Raw genomic sequence first — 12,948 nt, forward strand, 5'->3', positions numbered from 1 at the left:
GGGCAGACGGCAATCTCCGTAGCCGTGAAGGTGCGCGTCAGGATGACATCTTCACACAGGGGGTCTTCGGCGTCGTAGGCCACCACGTCGTTGACGCACACCCGGATACGGTCCGTGCAGCCGTCCGTGAAGGTCGGCAGCAGCGGCGTCAGGCCACCGGCCAGCAGGCGGGCCCGCAGCTGGGGGGCCATCGTACCCGCTACCGTCGTGCCAGCTACCGCACCAACTTGGCCGGAAGCCGTAGCGCTGCGGTTGTTGGAGAATACTTCGTAGCACTTGCTGATGTTGGCCGGAAGCGTCGTCAGCGTGTTCGCGTCAAGGTCTACGCAGAGCAGGTTCACGTCTTCAACTTCCGTGACAACCGCTGGCGGCGTCTTGTCTTCGGCGTTGACGATGCCCCAGCAGGTCTCGAAGTCGAGGCCCAGCAGTTCACCACCACCAAAGCTGAAGTTGCTGATCGTTACCCGGCTGATGTTGCCAGAGGTAGAGAAGTCATCGCCTTCGAGCATGATCATCAGCGTGCTGCCAGCGGGGACGTCTTCATTTACGTTGAAGTTGCCGGACTCAATCGGGCCAGTCGTGCCTTCGTTGCCGATGGACTGGAAGATGATGTTGCCGTCGAAGTCGATGATCAGAATGTCTTCAATGATCTCCGTCTCCAGTTCGTAGTCGACGTCAAAGTTGACCGTACCTGCACTTGCGAACTGGTAAGAGACCGTGATGTCGTCGGAGTTGCTGAAGTCGCCATCGTTCACTACACCGGAAGTGATTTCCAGCGTAGTGGGCGTAAACGTTGCAGAAGCTTCGGCACCCGTGGCGTTTACCGTCCAGTTGGCAGGAGCAAAGGCGCCCGTGAAGCCGTTGGTCGTAGCTCCGCTTTGGGAAGTAGAGCGGATCATGTACTGGAAGCTGCCGCAGCCGTCGATGATCGGGCCGTTGCTCGGGTCGCTGTCCATGACCGTGATGTCAAAACCGAAGACGTCCAGGCAAGCTACGTTGCCCGTCAGCACCATGCGGGGGATCAGCAGGCCCTGGCAATCGTCGTTCAAGGTCAGGTTGATCTCGCCGATGCAGGACAGGTTGGGCTGCAGGAACTCTACCGTTACGATGACCGGGGCCGTCGTTACGTTGCCATTGACGTCGGTGGCGGTGATGATCACTTCCACCTCGCCGATGTCTTCGCAGGTGAAGAGCAGCTGGCTGGCCGTCAAAGAGGCGATGCCGCAGATGTCCGTGGCGGTAGCCAGGTCGGCAACCGTCAGGGTAGCCGTTCCCGTGGCGTTGCTCAATACTACCGTTTGGGGCGTGACAACGATCTCGGGAGCGATGTTGTCTTCTACCGTTACCGTAGCTTCGCAGCTGGCGCTGTTGCCGTTCACGTCCGTTACCGTCAGGGTAACCACGTTGGGGCCTACGTTGGCGCAGGTGAAGTCCGCTTGGCTGACCGCGTAAGTCGCGATGCCACAGGCATCAGAAGAGCCGCCGTCGACCAGGGGTGCATCGCTGCTGCCGCCGCCACCGTCGCCGGCCGCAAAGACCTGGCCACCGTTGGCGCTGCTGATCGTGTAGGTGTAAGGTCCATCCGGAACGTTTCCGGAGAAGGTGCTAGTGACCAGAGTGTAGTTGCCGGGAACAAGCGTCAGTTGAATCATCAACTCTGGCTCAGTACTGCCGGGACCGTCATCGTCGCCCGCCAGGAAGTTGGCGCAAGGCAGCGCCGGATCAAAACCTCCTTCGTAAAGGATGAAGTAGAAGTCGGGGCCAAGCACATCCATCATCGTGAAGGTGTACATGTCTTCAGCCGAGATCGTGAAGTTGAACACTTCGTAGTAGTGGTCGGCGGGAGATGTCGTGCCACAAGTCAAACCGTTGGCGTTCGGGCGGGCAAACTGGAGATCGCCCACGTCCAGGGAACCACTTACTTCCGTTACGGCAGTAGGCGTACCAGTAGCACCAGCGGCGATGGAGGCATTGCCTTCTTCGTCGAGCTCAATGGTCACGTTCTGGCAAATGGCAACGGGGGAAACCGTATCCAGCACCGTGATCGTGATGGTACACACCTCGCTTACGTTGCCGGAAGCGTCGACGTCAGACTCATTGAATACGAAAGACTCACCAGCTGACGCACAGTCGAAGGCTACCAGCGGGTCACCTACCAACACCAGGGGTGGGCAGGCATCTTCGGTCACCAGCAATTCGCCGGGAGCGATGGAGGCAAAGCCGTTTTCGTCCAGGTAAATGGTCGTATCCGTTACGCAAGAGACGATGACGGGGGCGATATTATCGACCACCGTGACATCGTAGGTGCACTCGCCGCGGTTGCCGCTGGCATCCGTAATGACGACGGTGCGCTGGAAGGTAGAGTCAGCAAAAGAGCAATCGAAGGTCCGAAAGGTCGGGCCGCCAACGGTGAAAGGACCGCTCAAATCATCGGGGCAGTTGTCGTAGATGCTCACCACTGCGTCAGCATTTTCGATCGTGGCATTGCCGGTGCTGTCGAGCGCCACTTCAATGGCTTCGCAGACGATGACGGGGGCGATCGTGTCGATGATTGATACGTCGTAAGTGCAGCTGCCTTGGTTGCCGCTGGCGTCCGTAACCACTACGGTGCGCTGGTAAGTGGAGTCGGCGTCCAAGCAATCGAACATCCGGGCGGTCGGACCACCTACGGTGAAAGGGCCAGAAAGGTTGCCGCCACAGTTGTCCTCGATGCTGACAACGGCGTCACCGTTGGCAATCGTTACGTTGCCGGTGCTGTCGAGGGCTACCTCAATGGCTTCGCAGATGATGATGGGGGCGGTGGTATCCTGGACGGTGAAGACCTGCTCGCAGGTCGTAATCTGGCCACAACCGTCGGTGGCGGTATACGTAAAGGTGTAGGTCGTACCAGCCATATCTGGCGCACCTACGACAACCGCATCAGAAACGGTAATGACGGGCGTGCCACAACCAGAAGTGGCGGTAGCATCGTCGGCATCAACGACGGGCACTACGCCGCAGTCGATAAGGGAATCCGCTGGGCAGACGGTGAACACGGGTGCCTCGCCGTCGAAGGCGATCGTGGAGCGGAAGAAAATGGAATCCGCCGCCTGGTTGCCCACTTCGTCGCGAATGACCACCACGTTGATGATGTCTACGGAGCAGCCGGGGACCCGGTTTTCTTCGTAAGAATCAACGAAGGCAGCCTCGAAATCTTCGGAGCAGTTGTCATCTACGCAGGCAGACAGGTCGAAAGATGCAACGTAAATACCGCCGGCAGCAACGGAGAAATCACTCAAATCCCCGATGGGGAAAAAGGTGCCCGTGGGGGAGTTCGGGAAGATAGCGTCCGCACAAGCGTTGAAGTTGGCCGTGAACTCGGGGCAGGCCACGACGGGAGGGGTCATGTCGACAATACCGTCTATTTCCAGGGAAAATGCAAAGTCCGAAGTGGTACCCACGAAGGCGTCGTGCACATACATAAGATAGGTAAGGTTGGGGTCCGTGTTGACCACCATCACCAGCGCGTCAAGACCGGGCCCACTATCGTCGTCGCCAGTAACACAGGTCAGGCTGGCGCAGCTGCCGCTGTAGACGTTGACTTCTGGATCCCAATCAGGACCTTCCGGGAACATGAAGGTCCAGGTATTCCCATCACCCACGAAGGTGTACCAAACGCCTTCTCCTTCCGCATCGGCACCAGTCCCACAGGTGGCTGCTCCGTTCGGGTTCTGGGCAGTTGCGTCAATGGTGGTGCCGTTGTAGCACCCTGGCATAGTGAGGACAATGGCGTCGGCGCAAAGGTCGTTGACCGGTTGGGCAAACGCAGTAAGCCCGCTGAGTAAGAGCAGGCAGATCAGGCCTATTCGGCCCATTCTGGGTAAAAAATTCTTCATTGGGTCGTCTTTAAAATTCGAGATTATAAGGCAGGGCTTCCCCAAGGGCGAAGCGCAATTGAGGGTAAAAATAACACCAGAAGGAAGCAAACACCAAGGATTAAAGAAAAAAATATGTTTGTACGGATTGCATTCAGCCTGGTGGGGCCTTGTTGGTGGTCAAATCCCTCATCCTCCCAGGCTTCCTCTGCTCCCTTGTCCTAACGCCCCGGCACCTGCGTCCGCGCCCTACTCCAGATCGGCTTCGGTAAGGATGCGTGAGTTGACCACGAAGCGTAGCCCCAGCGGAATTTCCGCCGAAAAACTGGCACCCCGGCCCGGGGTGACGTCGAGGGTCAGGTGGGTATGCTGCCAGTATTCATACTGAAATTTGGACATGTAATAGGGGCAGCCGTGGACCTCCCCGAGCAACTCGTCGTTATCGTCAATGAAAAACTCTCCGTCGGGGAAGCACATCGGCGCGGAGCCGTCGCAACAGCCGCCGCTCTGGTGAAAAATGAGGTCGCCGTGCTGGGCGCGCAGGGTATCGATGACGGCGCGCGCGGCGTCGGTAATGTCTACTTTGGGCATGATTTTGGTAAATAAAACGCCGACTGGAAACAGTGCTCCAGCCGGCGTAGGTTTTGGGGAATCGGGAAGAAACTAGCCTAGAAGAAGCCCAATTTTTCCTTGCTGTAGCTGATGAGCATGTTCTTCGTCTGCCGGTAATGATCGAGCATCATCTTGTGGTTTTCGCGGCCGATGCCGGATTTCTTGTAGCCACCGAAGGGGGCGTGGGCGGGGTAATCGTGGTAGCAATTGACCCAGACGCGGCCGGCTTTGATCTTGCGGGCCATGCCGTAGGCTTCGTGGGTGTCCCGCGTCCAGAGGCCAGCCCCGAGGCCGTAGAGGGTATCGTTGGCGATCTCGATGGCCTCGGCTTCGTCCTTGAAGGTGGTGATACAGACTACGGGACCGAAGATTTCTTCCTGGAAGACGCGCATCTTGTTGTTGCCCTTCAGCACGGTGGGCTGGATGTAGAAGCCGCCGGAGAGCTCATCGACGAAGGCGGGGCCGCCGCCCGCGAGGACTTCACAACCCTCTTCCTTGCCAATTTCGATGTACTTGAGGATTTTCTCGTACTGGTCGTTGCTGGCCTGGGCACCCATCATGGTGGAGGGATCGAGGGGGTGGCCCATTTTAATGGCCTTGACCCGTTCGATGAAGCGTTCGACGAACCGGTCGTAGATGGATTCATCCACCAGAATGCGGCTGGGGCAGGTGCAGACCTCGCCCTGGTTGAGGGCAAACATGGCGGCACCTTCGAGGCACTTATCGAAGAAGGCGTCGTCGGCATCCATCACGCTTTTCATGAAGATGTTGGGGCTTTTGCCGCCGAGCTCCAGGGTAACGGGGATGATGTTCTTGCTGGCGTACTGCATGATGAGCTGGCCGGTGGTCGTTTCACCGGTGAAGGCAATCTTGCAGATGTCGGGGTGGCTGGCCAGGGGCTTACCGGCTTCGATACCGAAACCGTTGACGATGTTGAGCACGCCGGCGGGCAGGATGCCGTCGATGAGTTCCATCAGGATGAGGATGCCGACGGGGGTTTGCTCGGCGGGCTTGAGCACGATGCAGTTGCCGGCAGCCAGGGCGGGGGCGATCTTCCAGGCCGCCATCAGGAGGGGGAAGTTCCAGGGGATGATCTGCCCGACGACACCGAGGGGCTCCCAGACGTTCATGGAAACGGTGCTGCTGTTGAGCTCGGAGACGCCGCCTTCCTCGCCGCGGATGACGCCAGCGAAGTAGCGGAAGTGGTCGATGGCCAGGGGCAAATCCGCCGCCCGGGTTTCACGGATGGACTTGCCGTTGTCCCAGGTCTCGGCGCGGGCCAGGACTTCGAGGTTATCTTCCATCACCTGGGCAATCTTGAGGAGGAGGTTGCTGCGCTCGGTGGCCGAGGTGTTGTTCCAGTGGTCGGCTGCCTTCCAGGCCGCGGCAACGGCCTTATCGATGTCTTCCTTCGTGGAGCGGGGGATGCGCGTGAAGGAATTGCCGTCTACCGGCGAGATGTTGTCGAAGTATTCTCCGTTGGTGGGGGCGACCCATTCGCCGCCGATGTAGTTTTCGTACTGGTCCTTAAACTTAGGACGCGAAAGCGTAGGAGAAGAGGTGGTTGCTGTGGTACTCATGATCGATCGATTTTAATGTGATGGGGGCACCCAAAAACAGTGCGCCGCTTGATACCTCCAAAAGTAGTCCGTCCTCCTCCCCGCCCCCTTGCACAATCCACCCAAGGAATTGCACAATCCTACATTTGTATGGCAATTGGCGCGAACCACCACCTGCGCTACGGCTTTTTATACCTACATTTATACATTGTTCTGAAAAACCGATCATGCTCAACGTTCAGTCCTTGCCCGTCCGCCAGCTGCAGACCCTGGTGGAAAACCGGACCACTTTCACCGCCGACAGCTCCGCACTCAGTCTTTTCGAGACCCACGAGGAGGCCGGTGCCGTGCATTTGCGTTTCGATAAACCGGTGTTGGCCAGCATGATCCAGGGCCGTAAGGTGATGCACCTGCGCGACCGGCCCGGCTTCAATTTCCTGCCCGGCGAATCCGTCTTATTGCCCCCGGACGAGCTAATGGTGATCGACTTCCCCGACGCGCGGCCCGGCAGCGCCACGAAGTGCCTGGCGCTGGAGGTAGACCCTGCGGAGATCAACAAGGTGCTGGACGGCATGAACGAGCGCCGCCCGCGCTCCGACGGCAAAGACTGGAAGCGGGAACACAACAATTTCCACTTCACCAACGACCCCGGCATCACCCAGCTCCTGCAGCGCCTCGTTTACCTCTACGCCGAAAAACACCCGGCGCGGGATCTCTTTGTCGGGATGTCCTTACGTGAACTGCTCATCCGGCTGCTCGAGGCGGAGTCCCGCGAACAGCACCTGCTCGACCCCAATAACCTGGCCACCAGCCAACCCATCACCGCCGCCGTTTCCTACATCCTCAATCATCTGGACGATAAGCTGACCATCGCCAGCCTCAGCCGCCTGGCCTGCATGAGCGAATCGGGCTTCCACCGGGCCTTCAAAAATGAGATGGGCATTTCGCCGGTCGATTTCATCAACGCCGAACGCATCAAGCTGGCCAGGCGGCTGCTGCAGTACGAATCCCTGAGCATCCAGGAGATTGCCCTGCAGGCCGGGTTCAACAGCGCCAGCTACTTCACCCGCATGTTCAAACGGCAGTTCGGGATCAGCCCCGCCCGCTTTCAGGCCCAGGCCAGTTGACCTCCCCCGCTCCTCTGTCCCTTCTCCCCCCCTTCGGGGGGTCGGGGGGGAGCACCTGCGGCCGCGCCCCAAAAAGCGAGTAGTTATTACATTGCCACCCATTAAACCTCCAACTGACCATCATTCAGATCATGCTACCTACCCAAATCACCTCTTTTGAACACTACCAATCCGAATACGCCCGCTCCGTCAACGATCCGGAAGGCTTCTGGGCCAAACAGGCCAGCACCTTCAACTGGCGGAAAAAGTGGGACCATGTACTGGAATGGAACTTTGAAGAACCTAACATCAAGTGGTTCCAGGGTGGCAAGCTGAACATCACGGAAAACTGCCTGGACCGCCACCTGGCCACCCGCAGCCAGCAAACGGCCCTGCTGTTTGAACCCAACGCGCCGGGTGACCCCGCACGCCACATCAGCTACCGGGAACTCTACGAGGAAGTCTGCAAAACCGGAAATGCCCTGCGCGAACTCGGCATCGGCAAGGGCGATCGCGTTTGTTTTTACATGCCGATGGTGCCCGAGCTGGCCATTTCCGTGCTCGCCTGCGCCCGCATCGGGGCCATTCATTCCGTGGTCTTTGCCGGCTTCAGCGCCCAGGCCCTGGCCGACCGGGTGAACGACGCCGACTGCAAAATGATCATCTGTTCCGACTACAATAAGCGCGGGAACAAGAACATCGGCGTGAAGGAAATCGTCGACGAAGCCCTGGCCATCGGCTGCCCCAGCGTGCAAACCGTGCTGGTGCACCGCAATACCGGTGAGGAAATTGCCTGGGACGAAAGCTACGACGTCTGGTACCACGAAAAAGTGGACGGTCAAGCGGCGGAATGTCCGGCAGAGGAAATGGACGCCGAAGACGTCCTGTTCATCCTCTACACCTCCGGCAGCACGGGCAAGCCCAAGGGCGTCGTCCACACCTGCGGCGGCTACATGGTATACACCGCCTACAGCTTCCTCAACGTTTTCCAGTACCAGCCCGGCGACGTCTACTGGTGTACGGCCGACATTGGCTGGATCACCGGCCACAGCTACATCGTCTACGGCCCGCTGCTCTGCGGCGCGACCTCGCTGATGTTCGAGGGCGTACCGACCTACCCCGACGCGGGCCGCTTCTGGGAGGTATGTGCTAAGCATAAAGTCAACCAATTCTACACCGCCCCCACGGCCATTCGCGCGCTCATGGCGCAGGGCGACGAATTCACGGAGGGCTACGACCTGAGCCACCTCAAAGTGATCGGCTCGGTGGGTGAGCCCATCAACGAAGAAGCCTGGGAGTGGTACAAAAAGCACATTGGCAAGGACACCGTGCCGGTGGTCGACACCTGGTGGCAAACCGAGACCGGAGGCATGATGATCTCCGGCATGGGCGGACACAGTCCGCAAAAACCCACCTTCGCCGGTTATCCACTGCCGGGCATCCAGCCCTGCCTGGTCGATAAAAACACGATGCAGGAAGAGGAGGGCAACCCCGCGGCGGGATTGCTCGCCATCAAATTCCCCTGGCCCAGCATCCTGCGCACCACCTGGGGCGATCACCTGCGTTGTAAACACACCTACTTCAGCACCATCCCCGGCATGTACTTCACCGGCGACGGCGCGCGGCGGGACGCCGACGGCATGTACCGCATCATCGGGCGGGTTGACGACGTGGTCAACGTCTCCGGCCACCGCCTCGGCACGGCCGAGGTGGAAAACGCCATCGATGAGCACCCCCAGGTAGTGGAATCCGCCGTGGTGGGCTATCCCCACGACATCAAAGGCCAGGGCATTTACGCCTACGTTATTGTGGGCGCGGGCGCAGGTGCCGACGATGCCTTAAGAGCAGAGATTGTCGCGACGGTCCGCCAGGAAATCGGCCCCATTGCGAAGCCCGATAAGATCCAGTTCGTCTCCGCCCTCCCCAAAACGCGCTCGGGTAAAATCATGCGCCGCATCCTCCGCAAAATCGCCGCCGGCGAGCAGGATTCCTTGGGGGACGTGAGTACGCTGCTCAACCCCGAGGTGGTGGAGGAATTGATTTTGGGGAGGGTGTAGGCTGTCTAATTAATTGGGATGAACCCGTACTCCCTCCGGGGAACTGCGCTTTTCCGCTGCGCGGGGTTTTTCACCACTAAGAGCTTGTCTAAGCGCTTAGCGTTCGTTTGGATTTTTACTTCCGGAGAACCAATGCGTTTGCTACGCAGCAAACGCATTGGTTCTCAGTCCTTACCACCCCCGACACGCTCTTATTTTTTAGCTGGCCATATACTGTTCAGGGGATAAAACTTTCCACCGAGGAATTTTACGCCTCCACTCCTTTCCTGATACAGGCTAATGTGATTAAATATTTCCCCGGGGAAGTAAATATCCGTGATCACGGTGGCTCCCTCATCTCCAAACAGCTCTGCGGAAGCATGGTCGAAAAAGAGGTGCATTTGCACGGTATCGGATTGAACAACGCGGGGCGCACGAGTAACTTTATCAGCAAATGCTTCGGAAAAAGAATGGTCTCCGCTTTCCCGGCGGTCACTGAAAAACTCCTGATTTCCGGGGTGGTAACCTACCCGATAGGCTTCGCCCAAATCATTGTTTAACAACACGCCGAAGGGGCTTGCTTCGGGTGACGTGATAAGAAAATCGAGGATCAACTCATAGGTACCCGACGCATTCTTTTCTGGCGTGGCCGCAGGTGCAAACAAGGATTCAAGGGGCAGGGGTGTTTTGTCCATGGTGCTACCCGCGAGCACCTTTTCGTTGCGGCGAAGTTGTTGCAACTCCTTTACGGGTGTTGAGAATACCCGGTAACCGGCCGGCAGGCGATGAAGCTCCAGTTTACGGGGAAGCGTAGAGGCACTTCGCCATTTTTCGGTGGGAACTTCGCGGGCATATTGCCAGTTACTCATCCAGCCGATGAACAGGCGCCGGCCGTCGCTTTCGGGGATATTAGACCACGTTACCCCGGCGTAGTTGTCTCTTCCGTAATCCAGCCAAACTGCTTGCTCTGCGGTAACATCCGGTTTGAAGGTTTCGTCAAGCGTAAACACCTTACCATCGAAGTCTCCCACAAAGTACTGCGTGGCCGACCCACCATTGGGTCCACCAGGGTTGATGCTCGCGATCAAGACCCATTTTGTAGTACCGTCACCGACTACTTTCATCGGGAAAAAGTCGGGGCATTCCCATACGCCGGCGTGCGTGCCGTAGGTTTCACCAAATTCACTCAGGAATTCCCAATCGATGAGGTTGGGGCTTTTCCAGAACATCATCCGGTTTTGGGCGGCAAAGACCATTAGCCAGTATCCCCCTTTTTCGTACCAGCTAACCTTTGGGTCTCGGAAATCTCTGATGGGCGTAGTGTTGGGAACTACCGGGTTGCCTGCGTACTTCTCCCAGGTTCGTCCTTTGTCGTTGCTGTAGGCGATGCCCTGGTATTGGTAATCCTGCCTTCCGGCTTTTTCCATTACCGAATTGTGGTAAGTGAAGATCGCGATCAGCGGGCCCTTACCGTCCTTACCGAGTCCGCTGGTATTGTTTTTGTCAATAACTGCGCTACCGGAGAATATCCATCCCAGGGTATCGGGGTAGAGTGCGATGGGGAGGTGCTCCCAGTGTACCAGGTCTTCGCTTACTGCGTGCCCCCAATGCATGGGGCCCCACACGGTACTGTCGGGATAGTATTGGTAAAAAAGGTGGTATTCCCCTTCGTAATAGACCATCCCGTTGGGATCGTTCATCCATTTTTCCCGAGGGGTGAAATGAAGCTGTGGCCGATGGGGTTCCTGAAAGTCAGTAACGTATTGTTGGTCCGTTTTTTTACTGCCGGCTTCAGTACCATCCTCACCGGTACCCGGCTGACACGATACGAACAGCGCCAGCAACAGGAGGCAGAAAGATGGGAGGAAGATCTTCATTTTGAGAAAATTACTTAGTGGTGGTCAATTGTTTTGTTTCAGCAGTTTGCCGGTGCTTACTGACTTATCGGAAGTGAGGCGGTAGAAGTAAGTTCCTTTGGGATGGACGCTGGCATTCCAAGTAAAACTTACGGTTCCGGTAGCGGGCACTGTGGCACTGGCTTGCCAAATGGGTTGACCAGTTGTGGAAAAAACATCAAGGGAAACACCCTGTCCAGCGGGAAGCTTAAAACGGAGGTTGACTTCCTGGTCAAAGGGGTTGGGAAATGCCGCAGCCGTAATTCCTCTTGGCCCCCCTGGTGGATCGCCTACGTCGGTGAGGCTTCCTCCTTCGGTAACGTTGATGGTCTGGTTCACCCCAATCCTACGGTAAGTTTCTACCGCACCGGATAACCAAGTAATCTGAATTTCCTCCACCTCGGTGGCGGCACCTACGCCAATGTGGACGGCTTTCTGGCTCTGGGAAAAGAAAGCGGAGCCATGGTGCCAGCGGTAATAAGTTTTGCCCCCCACCGTTACCTTCACTTCGGTGCCGTAAGCCGAACGGTTGGATGCGGTTCCTTCCAGCCGGATTTTGAGCCAGTTGCGGGCACCATCGTTTTCGAGATTGTTACGAAAGAGGATAGGCGTAGATTCAACATTGGCAATTAAAATATCTAAATCACCATCCCCGTCGTAATCGAAAACCTCCATCCCCCGGGCGCGTTCCATAGCACCTAATCCAGTTTCTACGGTCTTATCCAAAAAGCCCTCTACTCCATTTTCTACTAAGGTATTCTGAAAGAAATAATTGGGTTCATCCTGTTGTTCGGCACCGCCGATGTATTGTTTGCTGACCACTCCGTTGACGGCATACAAGTCTTCGTCTCCGTCGTGATCGACATCTAAAAAGTGTACCCCCCAGCCCCATCCGGTGTTATCAACGCCCAGTCTTGGGGCTACATCCTCAAAGCGACGCTGTCCGGTGTCTTTGTAAAGCGGATTAGGGTGATGATTAAAAATGTTGGTTACGTAGATATCGAAAAGGCCATCGTTGTTGTAGTCCCCTATGGCGATCCCCATTCCCGCCCCTTCATCTGCCAGGCGGTAAGCCAGGCTGTTGTCGTTGTAATGTACCCCAGAGGTGTTGGCAAAGCATTGGTTATTTTGGGTGTCATTAGCGAGGTAGAGGTCCAAAAACCCATCTTTACCAATGTCTAGGGCAGCCGTTGTCCAGGTAATGCTTTGACTAAAAAGTATGGGGAGGTTTGTAAATAGGGAGAACCGACCATTGCCTAAGTTTTCGTAGGCGAGATTCGGGCCGTTGAGAACACTGACGTAGAGGTCTAGATCGCCATCCCGGTCATGGTCAAACCAGGTAGCCCCTGCACTGTAACATTCGTTGCAAGCGATCAGGCCAGAGGTGGCACTCACGTCGGTAAACGTACCATCTCCGTTGTTGTGGTACAACTGGTCCTTGCGGCTGTTGCTCAGGTAAAGATCGGGATACCCGTCGTTGTCGTAATCGCCCCAAGAGGCACCCATCTTCTCCCCCAAAGAAGCAATTATGTCGGTATTGACGAATTGGTCGGTAAAGCCCGCCGCGATCGTCACATCGGTAAAGGTACCGTCCCCGTTGTTCCTCATTAATCGATTCCAGGTGGAATCCGCCCTAGCCTCGAAACTATGGTAGCCTGTGAAAAATAGGTCTTCGTAACCGTCCTGGTCATAATCGGCAATGGCCACGCCGTTGTTGTCGGAGATATGCCCGAGGCCAGCCTCCAGTTCCACCCTGGTAAATGGTTGGGCGTATAGCTGGGAGACGAGGAGGGAAAAGATTACATAAAGCATTTTTTGTGCGTGCATAACAAAATATTTGAAAGACTAAAAACTGCTTATTGGTAAAGATGCTCCGGAGGCTATGG

7 protein-coding genes are annotated in these 12,948 nt (G+C 56.9%); 2 read left to right on the forward strand and 5 right to left on the reverse strand.

The features are described from left to right. From H9S92_RS06980 to H9S92_RS06990, 3 genes are all read right to left on the reverse strand, one after another. The coding region (locus H9S92_RS06980; protein ID WP_187465994.1) for a hypothetical protein at positions 1–3,875 on the reverse strand (3,875 nt) is incomplete at its 3' end. A 228-nt stretch (positions 3,876–4,103) separates the two neighbouring features. Continuing rightward, entirely contained in the window at positions 4,104–4,445 is a 342-nt protein-coding gene (locus H9S92_RS06985) for a DUF779 domain-containing protein (protein WP_187465995.1), read from the reverse strand. 77 nt (positions 4,446–4,522) lie between these two features. Then, positions 4,523–6,046 (reverse strand): aldehyde dehydrogenase family protein, encoded by a 1,524-nt coding sequence (locus tag H9S92_RS06990; protein WP_187465996.1) that lies wholly within the window; start codon positions 6,044–6,046, stop codon positions 4,523–4,525. Positions 6,047–6,252: 206 nt separating this feature from the next. Between H9S92_RS06990 and H9S92_RS06995 the strand changes: the two genes are divergently transcribed. Beyond that, positions 6,253–7,152 (forward strand): AraC family transcriptional regulator, encoded by a 900-nt coding sequence (locus H9S92_RS06995; protein WP_187465997.1) that lies wholly within the window; start codon positions 6,253–6,255, stop codon positions 7,150–7,152. A gap of 131 nt (positions 7,153–7,283) precedes the next feature. Further along, positions 7,284–9,188 carry an acetate--CoA ligase gene (gene acs / locus H9S92_RS07000; protein ID WP_187465998.1) on the forward strand — a complete coding sequence of 635 codons (1,905 nt, stop codon included), beginning with the start codon at positions 7,284–7,286 and terminating at the stop codon, positions 9,186–9,188. Between the two features lie 191 nt (positions 9,189–9,379). Here acs and H9S92_RS07005 read toward each other — a convergent pair whose 3' ends face one another. Next, on the reverse strand, positions 9,380–11,044 hold the full coding sequence (locus tag H9S92_RS07005) for a glycoside hydrolase family 32 protein (protein WP_187465999.1): 1,665 nt from the start codon (positions 11,042–11,044) through the stop codon (positions 9,380–9,382). Between the two features lie 24 nt (positions 11,045–11,068). Further along, complete coding sequence (locus H9S92_RS07010) at positions 11,069–12,889, reverse strand: FG-GAP-like repeat-containing protein (protein ID WP_187466000.1); 1,821 nt, start codon at positions 12,887–12,889, stop codon at positions 11,069–11,071. Between the last annotated feature and the right edge of the window lie 59 nt (positions 12,890–12,948).

Source organism: Neolewinella lacunae (assembly GCF_014349155.1).
Lineage (GTDB): Bacteria > Bacteroidota > Bacteroidia > Chitinophagales > Saprospiraceae > Neolewinella > Neolewinella lacunae.